22 protein-coding genes are annotated in these 20,039 nt (G+C 32.0%); 1 reads left to right on the forward strand and 21 read right to left on the reverse strand.

The window, feature by feature from the left end; all coding sequences use genetic code 11:
* Nucleotides 1-89 precede the first annotated feature (89 nt).
* From OCV60_RS05580 to OCV60_RS05595, 4 genes are all read right to left on the reverse strand, one after another.
* On the reverse strand, nucleotides 90-443 hold the full coding sequence (locus OCV60_RS05580; protein ID WP_055052955.1) for a helix-turn-helix domain-containing protein: 354 nt from the start codon (nucleotides 441-443) through the stop codon (nucleotides 90-92).
* A gap of 518 nt (nucleotides 444-961) precedes the next feature.
* The gene (locus OCV60_RS05585; protein ID WP_004612933.1) at nucleotides 962-1,198 is read right to left on the reverse strand and encodes a hypothetical protein; all 237 of its coding nucleotides are present in this window, start codon (nucleotides 1,196-1,198) and stop codon (nucleotides 962-964) included.
* Between the two features lie 185 nt (nucleotides 1,199-1,383).
* The gene (gene lexA / locus OCV60_RS05590; protein ID WP_055052956.1) at nucleotides 1,384-1,986 is read right to left on the reverse strand and encodes a transcriptional repressor LexA; all 603 of its coding nucleotides are present in this window, start codon (nucleotides 1,984-1,986) and stop codon (nucleotides 1,384-1,386) included.
* Nucleotides 1,987-2,097: 111 nt separating this feature from the next.
* Nucleotides 2,098-2,340, reverse strand: coding sequence for a helix-turn-helix domain-containing protein (locus OCV60_RS05595; protein ID WP_044987291.1), 243 nt, complete (start codon nucleotides 2,338-2,340; stop codon nucleotides 2,098-2,100).
* Between the two features lie 149 nt (nucleotides 2,341-2,489).
* Here OCV60_RS05595 and OCV60_RS05600 point away from each other — a divergent pair, with 149 nt between their 5' ends.
* Nucleotides 2,490-2,846 carry a hypothetical protein gene (locus OCV60_RS05600; RefSeq protein ID WP_055052957.1) on the forward strand — a complete coding sequence of 119 codons (357 nt, stop codon included), beginning with the start codon at nucleotides 2,490-2,492 and terminating at the stop codon, nucleotides 2,844-2,846.
* Between the two features lie 45 nt (nucleotides 2,847-2,891).
* On the opposite strand, the gene OCV60_RS05605 is transcribed toward OCV60_RS05600, so the two are convergent.
* The 17 genes from OCV60_RS05605 to OCV60_RS05680 form a co-directional block, all read right to left on the reverse strand.
* Nucleotides 2,892-3,635 (reverse strand): hypothetical protein, encoded by a 744-nt coding sequence (locus OCV60_RS05605; protein ID WP_217798545.1) that lies wholly within the window; start codon nucleotides 3,633-3,635, stop codon nucleotides 2,892-2,894.
* Between the two features lie 152 nt (nucleotides 3,636-3,787).
* Nucleotides 3,788-4,690 carry a sugar phosphate nucleotidyltransferase gene (locus OCV60_RS05610; RefSeq protein WP_055052958.1) on the reverse strand — a complete coding sequence of 301 codons (903 nt, stop codon included), beginning with the start codon at nucleotides 4,688-4,690 and terminating at the stop codon, nucleotides 3,788-3,790.
* 142 nt (nucleotides 4,691-4,832) lie between these two features.
* Nucleotides 4,833-5,027: a 4Fe-4S binding protein gene (locus tag OCV60_RS05615; RefSeq protein ID WP_081016994.1), complete on the reverse strand. Its 195-nt coding sequence runs from the start codon at nucleotides 5,025-5,027 to the stop codon at nucleotides 4,833-4,835.
* 27 nt (nucleotides 5,028-5,054) lie between these two features.
* Nucleotides 5,055-6,095, reverse strand: a complete 1,041-nt coding sequence (locus OCV60_RS05620) for a Coenzyme F420 hydrogenase/dehydrogenase, beta subunit C-terminal domain (protein WP_262529685.1) — start codon at nucleotides 6,093-6,095, stop codon at nucleotides 5,055-5,057.
* A 28-nt stretch (nucleotides 6,096-6,123) separates the two neighbouring features.
* Nucleotides 6,124-6,753, reverse strand: coding sequence for a hypothetical protein (locus OCV60_RS13145; RefSeq protein ID WP_368041939.1), 630 nt, complete (start codon nucleotides 6,751-6,753; stop codon nucleotides 6,124-6,126).
* 2 nt (nucleotides 6,754-6,755) lie between these two features.
* Nucleotides 6,756-7,187 carry an acyltransferase family protein gene (locus OCV60_RS05625; RefSeq protein WP_173706480.1) on the reverse strand — a complete coding sequence of 144 codons (432 nt, stop codon included), beginning with the start codon at nucleotides 7,185-7,187 and terminating at the stop codon, nucleotides 6,756-6,758.
* A gap of 57 nt (nucleotides 7,188-7,244) precedes the next feature.
* Nucleotides 7,245-8,765, reverse strand: a complete 1,521-nt coding sequence (locus tag OCV60_RS05630) for a lipopolysaccharide biosynthesis protein (RefSeq protein WP_055052961.1) — start codon at nucleotides 8,763-8,765, stop codon at nucleotides 7,245-7,247.
* Between the two features lie 16 nt (nucleotides 8,766-8,781).
* Nucleotides 8,782-9,918 carry a polysaccharide pyruvyl transferase family protein gene (locus OCV60_RS05635; RefSeq protein WP_055052962.1) on the reverse strand — a complete coding sequence of 379 codons (1,137 nt, stop codon included), beginning with the start codon at nucleotides 9,916-9,918 and terminating at the stop codon, nucleotides 8,782-8,784.
* A gap of 25 nt (nucleotides 9,919-9,943) precedes the next feature.
* Complete coding sequence (locus tag OCV60_RS05640) at nucleotides 9,944-10,924, reverse strand: glycosyltransferase family 2 protein (protein ID WP_055052963.1); 981 nt, start codon at nucleotides 10,922-10,924, stop codon at nucleotides 9,944-9,946.
* A 35-nt stretch (nucleotides 10,925-10,959) separates the two neighbouring features.
* Complete coding sequence (locus OCV60_RS05645; protein ID WP_055052964.1) at nucleotides 10,960-12,090, reverse strand: EpsG family protein; 1,131 nt, start codon at nucleotides 12,088-12,090, stop codon at nucleotides 10,960-10,962.
* On the reverse strand, nucleotides 12,087-13,205 hold the full coding sequence (locus tag OCV60_RS05650; RefSeq protein WP_055052965.1) for a glycosyltransferase: 1,119 nt from the start codon (nucleotides 13,203-13,205) through the stop codon (nucleotides 12,087-12,089). Before OCV60_RS05650 ends, OCV60_RS05645 begins: the two co-directional genes overlap by 4 nt.
* Before the next feature lie 36 nt (nucleotides 13,206-13,241).
* Nucleotides 13,242-14,090, reverse strand: a complete 849-nt coding sequence (locus OCV60_RS05655; protein ID WP_055052966.1) for an SDR family NAD(P)-dependent oxidoreductase — start codon at nucleotides 14,088-14,090, stop codon at nucleotides 13,242-13,244.
* Nucleotides 14,091-14,105: 15 nt separating this feature from the next.
* Nucleotides 14,106-15,860, reverse strand: a complete 1,755-nt coding sequence (gene menD / locus OCV60_RS05660) for a 2-succinyl-5-enolpyruvyl-6-hydroxy-3-cyclohexene-1-carboxylic-acid synthase (protein ID WP_055052967.1) — start codon at nucleotides 15,858-15,860, stop codon at nucleotides 14,106-14,108.
* A gap of 11 nt (nucleotides 15,861-15,871) precedes the next feature.
* Complete coding sequence (locus tag OCV60_RS05665; RefSeq protein WP_055052968.1) at nucleotides 15,872-16,963, reverse strand: polysaccharide pyruvyl transferase family protein; 1,092 nt, start codon at nucleotides 16,961-16,963, stop codon at nucleotides 15,872-15,874.
* Between the two features lie 7 nt (nucleotides 16,964-16,970).
* Nucleotides 16,971-17,945, reverse strand: coding sequence for a glycosyltransferase family 2 protein (locus OCV60_RS05670; protein WP_055052969.1), 975 nt, complete (start codon nucleotides 17,943-17,945; stop codon nucleotides 16,971-16,973).
* Nucleotides 17,946-17,975: 30 nt separating this feature from the next.
* Nucleotides 17,976-18,956, reverse strand: coding sequence for a glycosyltransferase (locus OCV60_RS05675; RefSeq protein ID WP_055052970.1), 981 nt, complete (start codon nucleotides 18,954-18,956; stop codon nucleotides 17,976-17,978).
* Nucleotides 18,956-20,038 carry a glycosyltransferase gene (locus OCV60_RS05680; RefSeq protein WP_055052971.1) on the reverse strand — a complete coding sequence of 361 codons (1,083 nt, stop codon included), beginning with the start codon at nucleotides 20,036-20,038 and terminating at the stop codon, nucleotides 18,956-18,958. The genes OCV60_RS05675 and OCV60_RS05680 overlap by 1 nt, the downstream gene beginning before the upstream one ends.
* Between the last annotated feature and the right edge of the window lies 1 nt (nucleotide 20,039).

The raw sequence follows: 20,039 nt of genomic DNA on the forward strand, positions 1-20,039 counted from the left end.
TTATACTTCTCCCCACATCTGTGGAAATAAAATTTTGTACAAAAAAAGCACCTACTCATATTTTATAAGTAAGTGCTAGGCTTAAATTTTTAAAGACCTGCCAGATTATCAAGCATGGATTCCACCATTGATAATGCAAACTTTTTTTTATTCTTATCTAATCTTTGTATCTGGAAGAACAAAGACACTATTTTACTATCGGGTTCTGGTACTTCTAAATCTTTAAGTAATTCATATGGACTTGCTTTTAAAGCATTTACAGTTTTTGCAAAGGTATGTACATCCATCGTATTCTCTGCATTTTCATACCGGGATACTGCATTAGAGCTTTTTCCAATCTTTAGTCCAAGCTCTTCCTGCGAAAAACCACTTTCTCTACGTTTCTCACTTAGAGAATTGCCAAACGCAATTCTTGCATCCATGTTTTTTTCTTTCGTAGACATGCAGTACCCCCTTTCTTTTATATTTTGGGAAATAAAAAAGCCTGAAATAAACAGTAATCTCCTTACATACTAAAAATGTGCATAGTAAGACTCAAGTTCCAACTATGTAAAATCATCCTCAAGTATGTATATTGTACTGTTTATTCCAGGCTAAATATTTGTAGTCTTATAGAAATAAACTTTTCTTTATGTAAATTATTTATTTTTCTTAACATACTGAGTTTATCACAAGAAATTATTTCTGTCCACTTTAATTATCCATTTTCTGGTATAAAAACGCAAAAACCCGACAAAACACTATGCTTAATCGCTATGTTGATAATATATAGGTATACTATCCCCATAAACTTCTTGCATATGTTTTGCCGGGTTCCTGATGTTTCTGTGCCATCTCCAACACGTTCAGCAAACTCTTGAATATCCGTGCTGTATGTGAAGATTCCTGCCGTCTAATATTACAGATTCACAGATATTCTCATTCCTGCATATTAAATTGTATCACTATACTTTACTTCTTCTCATTCTTCCGTATCCCGGAGAACTCCTACCAGATGTGACATATACATCTCTAAGCGATCAACTTCTTCCTTCGACCGCTTCTTATTCATATCAATACCAACAACTACACCCAAATCTGCAAATGCTGTCAGCTCTCTATGACATCTCTGGCAACGCACCTCTGAATAGGTAAAAAGGCTTTTCTGGTTCACTTTGCCGCATACCGGGCATGTAACAAATAATGGTTCTTTGCTCATCAATAATCCTCCAAGTAATATCTACACAAACTATCACTCAAACGGATAAGGGAAATGAAAACCGTTGATGAGTTAATAGCAGGCGATTCCGTAGCACCGAAGCCATGCCACCTGCTATATAATCTTCCCCTGGGATTGGCTCTGACAATCTCATCGCAACCTACACCTGCTACTGTCCATATCATCTACTCCAATGACTTGATCACATGAACAGCAACACCCTGAACAGTACAATTCTGTGTATAAATATCCGGGTACTTTGGATTCTCCGGATGCAACCGTACACACCTTCTTTCTGTATCAAGGAAAAACCGCTTTAATGTGGATTCATTATCTACAAGTGCTACAACAATGTCTCCATCTGAAGCTGTACTCTGCTTCCGAATCACAATCATATCTCCACTGTTGATACCTGCTCCAATCATAGAATCTCCACTGGCCCGCAAGATAAAGAACTCACCCTCTCCAAACAACGAAACAGGAAGAGAAACATATTCCTCAATGTACTCTTCCTCCAGCTGCGGCATACCACAGGATACCGACCCAAGTACTGCCGCTGGCTTCGTAAGTAGAGATATTTTATTCGTTCTCTCAGTAACAATCTCCCCATTGCGGTAGCTTAACATTCCTCTGTCATTCATAGCAACAAGGTACTTGTATACTGTACTCTTGACTATACCGAGCGCATCTGCGATTTCGCTGGTATAAGGTGAACGATGATTCAGCAACTGAAACTGTTCTGCATAATCCATAATCTGCTTCATCAATTCTTCGCTTTTATGCCGCATCTTTTCACCTTACCTTTCTATCGGAAACGTTGCGTTTCTGATAGAAGTAATTATACCGAACAAATTTTCGTAAGTCAATACGTTTTTTAATTTTCCCGAACATATTTTTGTTCATTCATCCTCAAATTCCATTTCGTTCATCTCTGGAAAATCCAGCAACTCAGAAACGGTCATATTAAATCCCATAGCAATTTTACGCAAAGTCTTCAGCTTTGGATTCTTTGTTTCTCCTCTCATCATACTATTAAGCGTTGATTGCGTAATCCCTGACAATGTAGCAAGTTTATTTGTCGTTATCCCTCTCTCAACACACAGATCAGTCAATCTCTTTATTATGGCATCTGAATACGTCATGCAAATTCTCCTTAAATCACAATATATATTCAGTATAAATGATTTCTCCTTCGTTTATTAACGGTGTGCCGTTGACATTTCCGCAAACTGATGATAAATTAACGTTATACCGTTATTTACTTGTACAACTTTAAGGAGGAATTTATCTAATGAGCAAAAAAGAACAGAAACTAAAAAAGAATCTCTATAAAACATTCACAGAATATTTCATTCATAATCCTAAAAACAGTCTGACATCATCAGAAAGTATTCTGGATCAGCTTGCCTCTTTTCGCATGGAAACAGGATTACCTGCCGCACTCAGACAAGATAAAAAATATCAAAAAACTCAGAAAAAATGTAATAAAGCCAATGAAAAAATACGGGATCTTAATCTAACTCCTCAACAATGGGACACTGTTGATGCCGCTATCACTGCTGAAAACATTTCATCTATAGAATATATACGGATTGCCTATAAGCAAGGAATCATTGATGCATTTTCTATCTTACGAGAAACTCTTTAATATATTCATGTTAATCTAATCACTCGTAAGCAATGAAGCAGGGATTTATCTCTGCTTTCCCATTTTCTTCTCTATTGCTTCCGGAACTCTGATCAAGCCAAATCGCCATAATATCGGATAAATATATGAAACTCCTCTAATATCTCCAAGTGCCTTCGGTTTCTTCACTTCTTCTGAAACCCTCTTACTATTTTCAAATGCCAGCACCACACTACTCCAGGCAAGGCTCTTACTTTTCTCTCTTCGGTCTATCAGCAACTCTCTGTTATACTCTCCGTTTTTACCAACCTTTAATTTATACCAGAATGGTAATCCTGTTGCCGTTTTAAATGGATAATCCTGAAATGCAATAACAGCCTGCCACAGATTTTCTTCTGATGGCATTTCCCGTAAAAGCCGAACCTGCTCTTGTCGAATCTTATATGTCCGGCATCGCTCCGCATTTAGACTTATCTCTGCTGCGTTATACAGTCCCTTAGTGTAGGGCAGATAGGAATGAACCGATGCTCTGGAAAGACCCGTGAGTTTCATAATCTCTGGAATCTTTTTTCCTGACTGGTGCAGATCATTGATTTCTGTACATATATCTGATGTGAATACATCTGCAGTAATAAGTAGCTTGCGGAGTTTAAGCAGACTAATATTTAACTCATCTGCCAGTGATCTTAAAGAATCTGCTTCTTCATAGGCATCCCTTAACTCTTGAAGAAAATTATTAAATTGAAGTTCTGGATTATATTCTGGTTTCTTTTTTAATCTTCCAGGCATACCGTTTCCTTTCATTTTCATGTTAATCTAATCACATGTGTTTAAAACAGAGGAATTACCATCCGCAGACACTGGCCTATGTTAGCAGATTCCTCTGTTCTGATTTTTATGTAATATCTACATCCTATAATTATTTATCAAATTCGATATTTTGAAAAGTTATCAAGCTTTTCTTACAGATCTGCAAACAAATCTTCTTTGTACATACCATCTTCTAACATTTTTCTAAAGCTATTTTTTACAGCTTTAACATCCTCTTTATAAGTCATACCGTACCAAGTATCATTGCTTCGCAAAACTTTTACAGATATTCTATCTTGTTCAAGTAATTCACCAATAAATGTTGGTATCAGATATTCAGACTTTAATGGATTCTCTGAAACTTCCGTTTCAAAAAATTCTTTAAAACCAGCCTCTAGTACTTCTAAGAAATCTGGAGTTAACCCCCACATATTCATAGATACTAATGAGTCTATGTCGATAATGACACCGTCTGCTTCTGCTCCATTTTCTGTTTTAACAATATTTTTTGTTTCATCAACTTTTGTCAGATTATTAGAATCATCCATCTTACAAATGCCACGAGTTACTCCACCATTATCTGATAATGTATTCTTCAACACAAAACCTGCCATACAAGACTTTCCACCATTTACTAAGTACTCATGAACTGCTTTGAATCCTTCCTTACCATAGTAATCATCAGCATTAATTACAATAAATGGAGTATGTAATACATTCTTTGCTGCAAGAACCGCCTGACCAGTTCCCCAAGGCTTTGTTCTTCCTTCTGGTAATGATCCCGGAATGTCATTAATATCCTGAAAAGCATAATCTACAGTCACACCATGTTTTTCACATATTCCTGAGATTCGCTCACCAATGACTTCTTTAAACTCTTCCTCAATATCTCTACGGATAATAAATACTACATGGTTAAAACCTGCTTCAATCGCATCATGGATTGAATAATCCATAATAATATGATTATTATTATCAACTGGTTCTAACTGTTTAATTCCTCCACCAAATCGTGAACCGATACCGGCCGCCATGATCAATAATGTTGTTTTCATTTTTTACTTTTACCCCTTTTATAATTATTTGTTTATATAAACATCATATTTTTCAAATCATCTAAATCAATATACTGAAAAATATGTGGACTTCCACTTAATTGTTCTGCATAATAAATAATTGATTTCTTCACAATCTTTTTTAATTAGATTTAAATGGACAAACTTTTATACACTGATAGCAACGAATGCACTTGCTGTCCTCTATTTGCGGATATTCAAAGCCTTCATCATCCGCTACCATCAATATAGCTTCTTTCGGACAAACTGCATAACAGGCCGAACATCCACAACATTCTTCTTTTCTTTTATATAACACAGGTATTTCTTTTTCCACTTTTAACCACCAACTTTTGCTCTTATATTATAGTTTATTCAAAATCGAAGATAAACAAAACGCCATAATTATAGATATTATACCCCCCCGATTTCGAATAATTGGAGCAATTATATGTTTTATTTTTCTCTTTAGTTCAATCTTCTTTGCCTCACTAGTAGGTACGGCATATTTTGAAGCAAGTTCATTAAAATTTAAATTCGCCATATCTCCAAAAAAAGTATCTCTTTGACTAGGACGACTAGGCGAACTATATTCTGCAGGGTTGCCTCTCACCCCATCTTCATATGAAACCTCTTTCCATTTCATCTTGTCACGAATTAAATTAAATACCTGCTTTCCATGCTCGGATCGAATCAATACTAACGATGTTCCTTTTCCATCATTCATTTCTGTAGCAACTCTATGAATTCCCCAAAAGTCTGCAATAGTAATATCAGATTTTTTTACCTTCTTAGCAATACACTCATAGCAAGAAGGTCGGAGACAATAATCCCTAAGAAACATTAACATATAGGGATCAATATCCTTAGAAATAAACTTCTTTTTCAGTTTTTTCCCTTGTATTATCTCTTTCATGCCAAAGTTTGTCCAAGATTCATCTTTACACCGAAAATTAACATATTCTAATTTCCCTTTATTCTTTTTTTCCTGATAATATACATATTTTCTCCATAATTCCGGAGATGGAACTCCATGGCAAATTACGTCTACACATATAAGATTGTTATAATCTTTCTGAAGAAAATTCTTTAATCCATTAATTTGGCATCCAGTTCCAGTAAATAATACTGTTTTTCCATCTAATAAATCTTTTTTTACATTTTTATATGTATCACCTATCTTCGCTTGAAGATATTTTGATCCCCTGAGTTTCTTTAATCCTTCTTCATCTGTCACAGAAATAAAAACTGCCGAACAGCAATCATCTGCCATCGCAACACCATACACAACACCATTTACTGAAAAAATGTATGAAGACAACGCAGAAAATACTGCACCAGATGAACTATTCATACGCTTATTATCATCCCTTAGGTAACAGGCATATGCTTTTACTGGTTCCACTTTATTTTCTCTCCTTCCATTACAATTTTTAATATAATCCTGATAAGAAATTTTTTCCGTCCTTCCAATTCATTATAAAATGAGAATATACAATTACACTAATTGTACACAAAACAAATTCAAACGTATAATTTGTTTCCAAAGATATTCCAATTATTTTAAACAAAAATTGAAAAGCATAAACCAATGTAAAATGAGTAAAATATATAATCGCACTCATTTTTCGCATATAAAGGCTTGACTCTACCTTTAAATTAAGTTTCGTATTTAATGTCGTAATAAACACAATTCCAACAATTATCAATTTTAAAAGATGAGAAACTATCAAAAATTTTTTTCCAAAAATCCAATATACACACATATATATCAAATAAATTGCAATTACAATCATCCACTGATAACTCACTTTAAAACAACTATATTTTTCTTTAAATCTCGATTCATTAAGCAATATTCCAATAAAAAAATAAATTCCCCACCACACAAAATTATTCGTTGTTAAAAAAATACTATTATATGTTCCAACAACTAAATCAACCAATGGTAATTTAATAAATTTTAAAATATCTGGAATAAAAAAACACACTAGCAAACCAACAGCAATTCCTACAATTTTTTTAGATCTGTGTTTATCGCAATAATACAAGATTATGAGCATAATCAAGAGAGCTTGAACATACCATAATCCCCCCCCCCAGGGCTACTTACAATCCAATTATGTATACCTGATTTTAACGCCTCAATAACATTTTTGTGGTTTCTTACTATTTCATTTACCAAAACAATAAGAAAGTACCAACATCCCCATATTAAATACGGTTTTAAAAGTCTCTGTGCATAATTTTTTATAATCAATCTATAATCACTTTTTTGTAAATCTTTCCTATATATTTTACGTCCCAGAAAATATCCGCTACATACGAAAAAATATGGTACCGCAAAAGAAGTAATACAATATGTGAATGCGAAATAAGCTGATTCACCGTGATCCTTAAATGCCATTGTATGAATTGCGACTACACAAATTGCAAATATACATTTAAATAAATCAACAGCCGAAACTGTATTAGATTTCACTTTCAGTTCTGCCATAATAAACTCCTCTCCAGTTTAGCTTATCTACTAAACTTATTTCTGTTCACTCTTACATTATTTTTTAAGTTTTTTCAAAAGCATGACTGCCTGCTGAAATTCATCGCAATTATGATAAACCATATAATAAATAAAGTTTGGCAAGATACAGCATATAATCGCACGAACTACCAGATTTAATATTATCGGCAATACAATTTGTGAGCAAATATAATATGTAACAACGCAACTAATTGTAATAACCACCACATAGCCTACAATCTTTTTTAAATAAAGTGCCAGACAGTCTCTTTCAAACACATATGTAAACAAATTATGTAAAAGCCAAGGAATTCCAACAATCAAGACCGCAATGACGGTTGATAAAAGTATTCCATAAATACCTATAATTCTAACCAAAATAATATTAAGAATTAAATTGGTCAAAGCTGCTATCAATGGTCTATACCTATCCTCATGCCACATTCCTGAAGCATCCTTATATAGGTTAAGAAGACCGTTTAATTGCCGAATAAAAAAATAAATGGAAAAACAAATAACTGCATAAAAAGAAAGCATTAATTCCTTTCCAACCCATAACTCCATAAAAGGTTGGTATAAACACAATAAGCAAACTGTACAGATTCCGGCAATCCAACAAATAATAAACGAGAATTTTTTTAAATCCTTAAAATTTTTTTCCTTCGTTTCAACAACCAAACTATTTCCTATTCCAGCTGTACATGAATTAAAAATTATTGTTATAAAACCGGTAATAGCATTCAATATATAAAAATAGTTCTGATATACTGCTAAAACGGTTAATCCTAGAAATGAAGAAATAACAATCGTGTCTGCTGAATCATATATTACACTTCCGATTTTTGATGTAAACAAATCTTTAATACGTTGATTTATTCGCTTAATTTGTTTCTTATCAACATTCCCTTGTGGCTTATACTCTGGATACATTCTATCCGCTACAATTGCTGTTATAATGTTTGTTAATGCTTGAGTTATAAGCATCACCAAAACATATAAATAGTAATTTTTAAAAACAACTAATATTAATAATTGCAGACCATACTGAACAGTTATTGTAAACAAAGAAACCTTACTTACAATATCTGTTCTTTGGAAAGCCTGAAGAATACTATTTTTATACGCAAACAACCAGTATGACAAAACTGTTGCTCCTAAATTAAGTAAATATAATACGTAAATATTAATTCCATTAGGAACTTCCCCTGAAATTAGTCTAGGTATAAACGGTGTAAGAAATCCACCAACCAACGCAATAACAAGACCAATCACTCTATAATATGTTCTGTACAACTTCATTAACGCACATATCATGGTCTTGTTATCATCCGCTATGGGCTTATACATACTATAGATCATAGCACTACCAACACCTAATTCTGCAAGATTTAAAACTTGCAAAATTGATGTAAATAAGCTATTTAACCCCAAATATTGAACACCCATAAGGTAAATCATAGCCGTACGCATCAAAAAAGGGCCAATTACCTGGTATAATTTTAGCAATGTTCCAAATACAATATTTCTGGATGCATTTTTCGTTCTTTCAATTTTCATTCCGTCACCACCAACTTTATTTACCACTACTATCTGATATATTTTCCAGATACTTTATAGATTCTTTTCTTTTTTCATTTAAAATTGTGTGTCCAATTTGATAGTCTGCCTCAAATAAATCATTTTCCATTCCACTAGATGCATATTTTCGTTCTATAGAAAAAGTCTTCAACAGATTTTCAATTCTTGACATCATATCTGCTGTATTGTCTTGTCTATCAAACACAATAAATGGCTTTTCAAAAATAAAAGAAAATACACATGCATGGAATGAATCTGTTAAAATTAATTTTGCATGAGAAATCATGTAAATAAACTCAGACGGACCAAGTGCATATAAATCTTTTTCATTTTGTTTTGCAAGGTTGTAAATTTTCATTTCCCCTTTTATAGAAAAAGCCTTTTCTATATAGTCCTTCGCATTTTCTGGCATTTCCCCTAAAAAATATGTTAGTATATATGGACTATCTGTCTGAATATTAAGCATCTTTTTTTGAATACATTCCCACTGACACTTATCAAGCAACAGAGTTGGATCAAGAACAACTTGTGCTTCTCTATTACACAAATTTTTTATAATGGATGCTCCAGCATCTTCTCTAACTGAAATACGCTTAAATTCCAAAAGAGCTTTTGTATAATCACTTATTTGGTTTTCAGGAATCATTGATACCCCAAAACTTGCAGCATATGAAACCCTTTTATCTTTTTTGGCAAACCGCAAAAAGAACCCATCAAAAGTAGTTTTATTCACAGCCCAATATGGATTCCATACCTGATCGCTGCCTACTATAAAAAGATCATATTCCGAATCCAGATTTCTAAAATTATTTTTCTCGATCCAACGAGTATCCGTATGAATTTTTTCTGATCTGAATTGCAAAAAATTATCATTTCTTTTTTTCTGGTACTTTTCAACTTTAGCACATTGTATGCCTTTTTTACTAATGCGAACATCAATACCATATTTACAATATAATTTACGCCTAATTTTTCCATATAAGCAAAATGGTTCTTTAGAATAATATAAGGCAATAGTAGAAACCTCATGTCCCATATCAGAAAGCACCTGCGAGAGTGCATAATTTTGTAGCGTTCCTCCATAATTATCAAATTTAGTTGCATAAATTAATGTTACAATTCCAATCTTCATAATTCCTCTCATTCTATATTTAAGCTTATATAAATATTTTAAGCATGACCGCAAGTAATAAATACCACCTATTTTTAATAAATAATAATAGTAATTTCTGTTTAAAAGATAATGATTTATTAGGTAATTTATTCAGAATTTCTTTTATTTTTTTATTTTCTATATATCTGCAAATATTTTCATAGTTTTTTACAACTCCAAATTTATGACTGTCTTGAATCAAATATCCTATTATTTTATTGTAATATGTCAAATTTAAGACCTGCATTAACTCATCACTAATTTCAACCTGCAGATTTCTTAATGTATTTATTCTTGCCTCATAGGTTTTAATTTCATCACCAAGTGCTTCTAATCCTGCTTTCCGCATCGCACCTTCTTCATTAATTATATATGCCTGCAAAGGCAGATTACATATCTTCAAGCTAGAGGATTCTTGCAAATATTCCAATACAAACTTGGCATCTTCTCCAATTTTCATTTGAGAATCAAATCTTATTTTATTATTCTTTATAATTTCACTTTTGAAGAGCTTCCCCCAACAATTATTTAAACATTGATTTTCTATTGTCAATTTGATTAACGCCTCTGTATAGGAAAGTCCTAGTATATTCGGATAAATATAATTCTCCTTAATCTGTCCGTTAACAACATTCTTATGAGTAAATATAATTAAATCGTCATTAAATGCCATATTTTTTTTCAATATATCACCGGCATCTGAAAGTAAGTAGTCATCAGCATCAAGAAACAATATTTTATCTCCACTAGACAAATTCAAGGCAATATTTCTCGCATTGGAAACACCACCATTGGTAATATGTTTAATAATAAATTGGGGAATATTTTCTGTATATTTTTTCAATTTCAACCAAGTATTATCTGTGCTTCCATCATCAATAATGATACACTCATAGTCAATTTCATTAATTGTTTTAATAGACTCCACGCATCTACCAATATCGTTCTCTGCATTGTATACTGGAATTATAATACTTAATTTCATCATTTTCTCCTCAACATCAAAATATAACTTCTCAATTAATTCCAAAAGAAATAATATGGAACTGTTGCATTGTAACCTCGTAAAACAAACGCCTGATACCAAAAATAACCCACAACAGCCAAGATTACTATTCTATATATTTTTTTAGACTGTTTTGTAAAACAATTGTCTATATTTGCCAACAACAAAGCCATGTACGGGTAAAAATTATATCCAACTCTGGATACATATGTGTTAAATGTTGTTCCAAATTTAGAGAGTAAAATACAGCCAACACACATTATTAAAAATGTAGGCTCTACTTTTCTATTCTTCAAGCATTTAAATGTGAATACACCCAATATAATATAAATCAAATATTGTAAAACAGTATAAATATCTATTGCAGATGATGTTGAGTATCTTCCGTTTGCAAGATAACTTAAATAATTTTGTCGAATTATACCTCTTGCAACTAATAATTGTATTAATGAGGAACCAAAATATAATATTACAAATACTAAACTACAAAACAAAATTCCTTGCATGATTTTAACAACAGGTTGCTTATTTCTTCCAGCTCTGAGTAATAAATACATAGGTAGAATCAACACCGTTATCAAAGCTGATGAATGAAAAACAACAGCAATTATTGTAAACAAAATATACTGTTTAATTTTACCATCCGCCAAATATGTCCATGCCAAAAAAGCTATTGGAACTGCTATACACTGTCTCATTAAATTTAATGATATATTATACAAAAATAAGTTTATTAACAGCATTGCAAACCAAACAGGTGTATTAAATAATTTTTTACATCGTTTAAACGCTATATAAAAGAATACTTGTACCAAAATGGCATATACAAAAAAACCAATATGATAATCCTTAAAAAAGCGAGATAATATGTACGTCAAAAAATAGAATCCAAAATCGGAAAACATTGAATCCACTTTTGAAATAACATACGTAATAAAGCTGCTAGACGAAACGGCTTGGGTATAAAATGCTTTTCCATATACCAAAACGTCAGTTCCAACACTATCTGCACGACAAGCTGCTATTATAGATGGTATCAAAAGACCAATCACGATTAAAAATCTATTTAATTTTTTATCTTTTATCTTCTCCCCTGCATACAAAAAAACTGTCGAAGATAAAAATACTGATATATATATACTCAACTTCTTGGCTCCTTAAGATAAAAATCTTCCATATTTTTACTAGCACTAATAATATCGTATCCCGCTTGTTCTATTTTTTTAAAATAACTTTTTCTCAGATCCATTGTTAAAGGCTTATAACTACATATTTTATCTGCCCAAATCTCAACCGCATCTTCACTTATTGGTAAAAATTCAACTACATCGGTAACTGCCAACTCTGTTGTTACTCTATCTGAAACTATAGCTGTCAAACCATTGGCCTGCGTTTCAATTAAAACTACCGGAAGCCCTTCATATAAAGACGGAAGCAAAAAGCAATCGCAAGCATTCAAAATATCTGCTACATCATTTCTAACTCCAAGAAATCGAACTGAATTTTCTAATCCCATATCTTTTGCTAGATTTTTTATACTAGTCTCTTCCATTCCTCGACCAATAACCAATAATACTGTATCATTTCTTTTTTCTATAACCTTTTTATACGTTTTAAAAAGAAATGGATAATTTTTCTGACTAGATAAACGTCCGACAATCACTAATACCAGTTTATCTTCTAACGCCAGTTTCTTTCTAAGTTGATTTCTTTTCTCCTCATTAAACTTAAATAAATTTGTATCAACCGCATTTTTCATAATAAAAACTTCATTATTCTCAACGGCCTTTTTTCCCCACATATCAATTGCTGCATCTTGACCACATGCTAATTTATCTGTAACATAATGGCGTGCAATCATCATTCTAAAGAAACTAGCAAATTTTGATTTTTTACTTGTAACTTCATTTGCAATATGTGAATGCATACATCTTCTGGCTACATTATATTTTTTAGCGATACGCATAATCACATATCCCATTACTCCCATATGTGTATGAACAATATCATAGTTTCCCTGTTCTATAATATCTTCCATTTTTTTTATACACTCTTTGGGATTGGATTTATATGGCGGTAATTTATATATATTACATCCCATTTCTCTCAACGGTTTTTCATAAATTCCTTCATCATAATAACTATATATTATGAAATCAAAATGAATCTTATCATGTTCCATTTGCGAATAATACTCATATAAAAGTTTCGCAATTCCGCCTCCATCTAGCGATGGAAGTTCTTGTAAAACTCTTTTCATAATTCATATTTCCTCCATCAATCTTATCTCCACTAATTACGACCAATCATCAAAAGTTAACAAGCCACATCCACCTGTAACATAAACTGTGTCTCCATTAATCATTCGTCCAAGATCACTTACAAGAACAACTGATAGATTGGAAACTTCTTCTGGGGTTGTATATCGTCCAGAAGGTGACGCTGGACGACTGATACTTTGCTCATCATTTCCCATAAGCATTGACGTAGCTGTAGGCCCCGGTGCAATTGCATTTACTACAATCCCATCTGCACTCAAATGTTTAGCAAGTCCCAATGTCATTCCTCGTATACCCCATTTTGCAAGACCATATGAATTATTGGCAGGACGAATGGACGATGATGATGAAACATTCAAAATATTTCCCTGAATTTTATTTTCTTTCATATATTCAGCAAATAATTCACTTAAGAAATATGGGCCTTTTAAATCCGTATCAATAACCATATCAAAATCTGATTCTAATGTATTACCAAAAAAAGTTTTATTAATAACACCTGCATTGTTTACAAGAATATCTATTTTTAACCCCCCCAACAATGGATTTTGAAAAATATCTTTCATTTTGGTAACATCACAATTATCTAGTACAATCCCTATAACTTTTTGTTCCGCAAATTCTTTTTTTAGCTGATTAACTGCTTTTTCAATCTTACTCTCATTTCTTCCTGTTATTATAATATCCGCCTTATTTCTTAAAAAAGCCTCAGCAATAGCAAAACCAATTCCACTTGTGCCACCAGTAATAAGAGCACATCTGCCTTTTAACAATTCTCCATAAAGTATTGGATTATTAACAGGAATTTTCATAGAAAAAGTATTCTTTAATTTATATTTGATTTTACGAAGAATGTTCTTTATCATTTACTTATCCTCCAGTTACTTGCTAAACATACTTTTCAATTTTTTCGCTGCTTCTTGTCCAATAACACCCTTTATAACTTCTTTTCCTTTCTGCTTTACATCAACAGGTTTACTTAAAGCATAAAAATCATGAAGTACTTTTGCATCATTTGACATTTCTGTGAATACTTCCAATAATATTGGTTGATCACTGTTTTCATCCATAAATTCTTTTCTAGCTTTATCAAAGCTCAATTTATCATGTGCACATAAATATTTGAATCCATTTTCTTTAACCCATCCTTCTGCTTTAGTACAATGACGAGCAGTCGTATGCAAATCACTAGATTTGTTAATCCAAGTATAATTATAATAAAATTCCCCGCCTCCTTCATTGTTAATCAATAATATACGTACATTCTTATTAATGTGTTTAATACGCATTGCGTTCATATCATAAAAATATGCAAGATCTCCAATTATTAAATAACATAAATCTTTTCTCGCACATGCTTGTCCTAGAAAGCTAGACATACAACCATCAATACCAAATGTTCCAATATTAGCATATACTTTAACATCTGGTTTTAAACAACAATAATTAGTGATTCTAATTGCATTATTAATTGCCATATGAATCATAGAATTAGAGCCCACATTTTCAACAACTTCTTTTATTGCATACACATTAGAATACTCAAATTCAGGATACTTAATTGATTCTTTATATTCCTTTAGCATAAGATTATATTCATTATCATTTTGAATATCTCCTGCTTTTGTATTAAAATACTCAAAAAACCATTCTGGTGTACACTCAAAAATGGTTGTTAAATTTTTAAATAAATCTACTACTCTACCATCTTCCTGAATAAGCCAATGCTCACATTTTCCTGGAAATCGTCTAAGCATTTCTTTCAGTCCAGCAACAATATTTCCTCCAAATGAAACAACTATCTCTGGCATAATTTCTTCAAATTTTTTATTTGTGATATATTGTGTATCCGTACATAATACCGTATTAATATAATCCGGATCATTTATGTTAGACATATACTCTATTGATACCGCACAATTGAATTTTTTCGAAAATTCTTTTATCTCTGTTTTTAATTTTTCAGATACATTACTATTCTGTCCGCAAACAAGCAGAATTTTTTTACATCTCTTTAATTTTTCTACTCTATCATCCCATTTTTCCTGCTCATAAGCATACTGTAATCTTTCAAATTTCGTAACCTCTGGTAATTCTTTTACAGTAAATGAGACATTATAACTATTCATTGGAATATTAATATGTACTGGGCCTTTTCCATGATGATCTAACTCTAACAAGGCTTCATTCACTAATCTTTGACACCATATAAAGTCATCTTTAGTATCCACAATAGGTAAATTTACAGATTTTTTTACATGTCTATCAAACATTCCTACCTGATCAATCATCTGATCCTCTCGTTGTCCTAACATATGTGGATCTCGGTCGCTTGTTAAAATAACAAGAGGAACATCTTGATAAAAAGCTTCCGCAACAGGTGGCCAATAATTACAAGATGCTGTAGATGCTGTACAAGATATTACCACTGGCTCACCTGTTTCTTGAGCCAATCCTAATGCAAAATACCCAGCACTTCTTTCATCAACAACTGAATAACATTTAAAATATGGATCTTCTTCAACTGAATGAACAAATGGTACATTTCTACTACCAGCAGAAAGCACGCAATGTCGTATTCCATATTTTTTGAGTAATGCAATAATAATTTGATATGATTTTAATTCTGTATACATAATTTATCCCCCTATTTACAACTTTCTTTCAAAAAATCAAGTGTTCGTTTTCTTTCCCTTGAAAGAACTTCGTTTACATATTCATAATTAATTACATCATAACTAAATTCACTTTCTCCCACTGCACGATGCTTTGTTCCTGTCAATTCAAGAATACTACTAATCCTCGTGCTATATTTTCCCGGATAAAAAGCATAAAAGTCCTTATTAAAGTTTAACGAAAAAGCTACGCAATGAAATGAATCTGTGATTACACTTTCTGCATTATAAATTAATGACAAAAACGCTTCTACGCTAGGACTATATTTCATTTTTCCTTGATCCTTAAAATGATTTAAATAATAACTTACACGTATAATTTTACAATTCTTTTCCTTTGCCAATTTTTCTGCAAATTTTTCTAACTTATCATTTGGATTCAATTTATAAATTAAAATATATTTACCATTATTCGCATCTGGAGCAATTAATGGTTTCCAATCCTCTAAACTTAATCCTAACGTAGGATCTAATACCTGCTGAACTGATTCATATCCTAATTTCTTTATTAATTTAACTGCTGAATCTTCTCTAACCGAAATTGCAGAATATTTTAGTACAGCATTTTTAGTCTGCTCTAATTCTTTTTCTGGAATTTCATCCATACCTATGCTTATCGCATACCCAATTCTTTTTTTCCCTGTAGGTGCAAATTCTAAAAAATATGCTGGTAGAAAGCCTCCATTATATTCACTGTTCCAAGTTTGATCACTTCCAGTACAATAAATATCAGCTATTGGAGGATTCATTTTTAACTCGTCAAATGAACTATAACGTTTCGTCATAGAAACCGTTTTTTTCAAAAATTCCTCGCTAAATTTTTTTCTTCGCTTATTTTCTATTTTTTTACTAATTATAAATAATGCTTTTTTAACAGGTTTTTTTTCATATCCTTTTGCAACTACGCCTGCTTTTATTTCTTCTGTTTCACTTGCATTTGGTCTAACATAATCTATTACTTCTGTTTCTAAACCTAACTTTTCAAAGACTTTACAAGTGGCATAAGTTTGCAGTAATGAACCATAATGCCAAATATAATGTAACGTAATTATATCAATCTTCATTGTTTCTTTAATTTACCTTTCTATTTCCATCACAAAAATTATATACTTTAAGAAAAACTCCTTTTCCCAACATAAGAGAAACTATCTTAACCTTGTCATTTAATGGTACACGATTTGAAGTCAAAAGTTTATGTCTATTATCTTTAATAAATAATATAATTCTATTTTGATATTCCAAAAATGCCTTGTTTCCACTATTTAAAATCTGCTGCAAATTTTTCAAATATGTATGAGCTTGTAAATCTAATATCTCATCACTACTTTCTGGCCATTTTGTTAACAAATACTCTGATACGTTATCTGCTACATCTAAAACACTCAATGTTTTAATTGAACAAGCATCATGCATTATTGATCCTAAGCGTTGTATATAATAGTATAATTTGGCATCACTATAAACAACTCTTGTTGCCTTCGAAAATACATGATATGTAGTCGCATAATCCTCATAATTTTGGCCTTTAGGAAAGCGGATATTTTCCCACAAAGAAACGTCATATAATTTTCCCCAACTTGTGTGTGTAGCTTCTTTTCTAAGTAACATCATTCTAATTGCTTCTTCTGTACTTACGCATTTCTCTACATTTATGGGGAATTTATGTGGCTCTTCATTTTCAAGTAATAACTGTCCTTGAACCATACAAATTTGAGCATTTTCTTTTAGGATTAGATCATACATATATTTTAAATAATTATCATCAATGTAATCATCACTATCAATAAATGTTACATATTTCCCTGAAATACGTTCTAAGCCATAATTACGTGCATCTGATAATCCACCATTTTTTTTATGATAAGTTTTTACCCTAGTATCTTTTTCAGCATATTTATCACATAATTGAACGGTTGAATCCTTAGCACCATCATCAATAAGTAAAACCTCAAAATCGGTAAAACTCTGATTAAGAACTGAATTCATACATTTATCTAAATATTTTTCAACATTATATGCTGGAATAATTACACTGATTGTTGGCATTAAATCACCTCTTTATATCTATTTAACATATCAAATATACTTATGCTTATTCATCTTATTCAATATCTTCACTGTAAAATCGAAACCAAAATAACTTAGTAAACACGCCCCTCTTACCCTAACACTAGCAGAGGAATCTTTAATCAATTTACCTCGAATTTTTTTAATATTATTAATTATAATTTTCTTTTCTGGAATATCTTCATTTATTTGTGCCAATATATGAAATTGTGCAGCAAAATATCTACTTCGAGCTGCTGCTACAAATTCAGGATAATTTTTTTCAATATCATCCAACATCATTTGAGATGTTGCGATGCAATCCATTTTTTTCGGAGTAAACTTCTCATTTTCAATACTATTTTCTCTAATTTGGTATCTATATAATTCCTCTGATGTATATGCAACTTTGTTACACTTCAACAAAGCCTTATATGTTGTTGGAATATCTTCATGAATTAAACCTTCCGGAAACGTAACACCTTTAAGTGTATCTAAACGATACAACTTTCCCCATGCTGCAACATCAAACTCCTTTTGATATAACATACTTTTAATTGCATCTGAAAAATCATAGCACTTTTCTTTAATGCAATCTTGACTATGTAAATGCACAACACCTCTCGTTTTCGTAAAAACAGAATTCTGACACACCGCAACTTCCGCTTGATACTTGTGCAGCAATTTTAACAAGTTTTCCACAAATTTTTTTTCAAGCACATCATCGCTATCTACAAATGTAATGTAGTCACCCTTCATTACCTGCATTCCAGCATTACGTGCACTCGATAAGCCACCATTTTCTTGATGAATCACTATAATTCTATCATCATCTTTAGCCAATACATCACACATCTCTCCGCATTTATCTGGAGATCCATCATCTACAAGAATAATTTCCAAATTAGTATGTGTTTGATTTTGAATACTTGTTACACAATCAAGCAAATCATCTTCAACCTTATATATTGGCACTATAACTGACACCAATTCATGTTTTTTTTCTTCCATTAATATTTTCCTTCAATAATATCTGTATATAATCTAATATACTTTCTCTTCATTGCCTCTGTGTTATAAATTTCAAGCACATCTTGATATGCTCTCTCTGGAAGTTCTTTAGGGAACTTCTTCATAGCTGCTTTTATATGTTCAGCATACTGCTCTGCCTTATCACATACATATCCATTGATACCATCGTGAATAACACTTTTATTTCCCATTGTGTTACTAACAAGAATTAATTTCTTAATGTACATATTTTCAATAAGGCTCATTGCAATAGCTTCCCCAAGACTGCATAGTACAAATGCATCAGCACCTTTTGCCATAGCTAAAGCTTCCTTACGAGGTTTCCAACCAGTCACTTCAATATTAGGAGCAGTCAATTCGTTTTCAAGTTCACCATTACCAATCCAAATAAATCTTGCATCTGGCACCAATTCTGCAATCCTATTAAAAAGCTGTGGTTGCTTCTGAACGCACGCCCTACCAAGTGTAAATACTGTAAACTTATCATTTTTGACAGGCTTAATTCCATCAAGAGAGGCAGAAAGATCTGCAAGATTCACACCAGTTTCAACATAAGCAGTTCTCTTCGAAAATTTCTTTGCTTCTTCATCTTCACTTTCACAGCAGGTAAGTGTTAATGCTCTGTTTCCAAGAACTTTTTCGGCAAATTTATATACCTTGCTCTTCTTCCCCGGCCCCATAAGAATATGAGCATAACCGTGTGGCGTATAGACAACCGTATTATTCTTTCCCTTATATGCAAGTCGACCTAAACCACCTGCAACCGAAGAATGCAGATGAATTACATCCGGCTTTACTTTTTTTTCAATCTGACGAAGTTCTTTAATTGCTGCAATATCGCTTTTTAAATTAATTAGTCCATTAACACCAACATTTTTCATCTCAATTAAATGCACTTTCTTATTCAGAAAGTCTTTGTAGTTCTTAGGCGTCTGAGGTCTAAGTGAATACGCCAAATATACATCAAATTCATCCGCCATATCATTACAAAGTTGCGATACGTAAGTAAATACGCCTCCTCCAAAAGCCTCACAAACCATTAAAATTTTCTTCTTTGCCATA

The sequence above is a fragment of the Coprococcus ammoniilyticus genome (assembly GCF_025567345.1).
GTDB classification, from domain to species: domain Bacteria; phylum Bacillota; class Clostridia; order Lachnospirales; family Lachnospiraceae; genus Coprococcus; species Coprococcus ammoniilyticus.

What these genes read in the sequence shown, in the direction of transcription:
- OCV60_RS05585 (WP_004612933.1), bottom strand. Translation starts at nt 1,198, where the DNA reads ATGAGCAAAGAACCATTATTTGTTACATGCCCGGTATGCGGCAAAGTG.
- OCV60_RS05625 (WP_173706480.1), bottom strand. Translation starts at nt 7,187, where the DNA reads ATGGCAGAACTGAAAGTGAAATCTAATACAGTTTCGGCTGTTGATTTA.
- OCV60_RS05680 (WP_055052971.1), bottom strand. Translation starts at nt 20,038, where the DNA reads ATGGCAAAGAAGAAAATTTTAATGGTTTGTGAGGCTTTTGGAGGAGGC.
- OCV60_RS05635 (WP_055052962.1), bottom strand. Translation starts at nt 9,918, where the DNA reads ATGAAGATTGGAATTGTAACATTAATTTATGCAACTAAATTTGATAAT.
- OCV60_RS05580 (WP_055052955.1), bottom strand. Translation starts at nt 443, where the DNA reads ATGTCTACGAAAGAAAAAAACATGGATGCAAGAATTGCGTTTGGCAAT.
- OCV60_RS05650 (WP_055052965.1), bottom strand. Translation starts at nt 13,205, where the DNA reads ATGAAAAGAGTTTTACAAGAACTTCCATCGCTAGATGGAGGCGGAATT.
- OCV60_RS05595 (WP_044987291.1), bottom strand. Translation starts at nt 2,340, where the DNA reads ATGACGTATTCAGATGCCATAATAAAGAGATTGACTGATCTGTGTGTT.
- OCV60_RS05670 (WP_055052969.1), bottom strand. Translation starts at nt 17,945, where the DNA reads ATGCCAACAATCAGTGTAATTATTCCAGCATATAATGTTGAAAAATAT.
- lexA (WP_055052956.1), bottom strand. Translation starts at nt 1,986, where the DNA reads ATGCGGCATAAAAGCGAAGAATTGATGAAGCAGATTATGGATTATGCA.
- OCV60_RS05675 (WP_055052970.1), bottom strand. Translation starts at nt 18,956, where the DNA reads ATGGAAGAAAAAAAACATGAATTGGTGTCAGTTATAGTGCCAATATAT.
- OCV60_RS13145 (WP_368041939.1), bottom strand. Translation starts at nt 6,753, where the DNA reads ATGCTCATAATCTTGTATTATTGCGATAAACACAGATCTAAAAAAATT.
- OCV60_RS05640 (WP_055052963.1), bottom strand. Translation starts at nt 10,924, where the DNA reads ATGAAATTAAGTATTATAATTCCAGTATACAATGCAGAGAACGATATT.
- OCV60_RS05605 (WP_217798545.1), bottom strand. Translation starts at nt 3,635, where the DNA reads ATGAAAATGAAAGGAAACGGTATGCCTGGAAGATTAAAAAAGAAACCA.
- OCV60_RS05665 (WP_055052968.1), bottom strand. Translation starts at nt 16,963, where the DNA reads ATGAAGATTGATATAATTACGTTACATTATATTTGGCATTATGGTTCA.
- OCV60_RS05655 (WP_055052966.1), bottom strand. Translation starts at nt 14,090, where the DNA reads ATGATAAAGAACATTCTTCGTAAAATCAAATATAAATTAAAGAATACT.
- OCV60_RS05630 (WP_055052961.1), bottom strand. Translation starts at nt 8,765, where the DNA reads ATGAAAATTGAAAGAACGAAAAATGCATCCAGAAATATTGTATTTGGA.
- menD (WP_055052967.1), bottom strand. Translation starts at nt 15,860, where the DNA reads ATGTATACAGAATTAAAATCATATCAAATTATTATTGCATTACTCAAA.
- OCV60_RS05600 (WP_055052957.1), top strand. Translation starts at nt 2,490, where the DNA reads ATGAGCAAAAAAGAACAGAAACTAAAAAAGAATCTCTATAAAACATTC.
- OCV60_RS05610 (WP_055052958.1), bottom strand. Translation starts at nt 4,690, where the DNA reads ATGAAAACAACATTATTGATCATGGCGGCCGGTATCGGTTCACGATTT.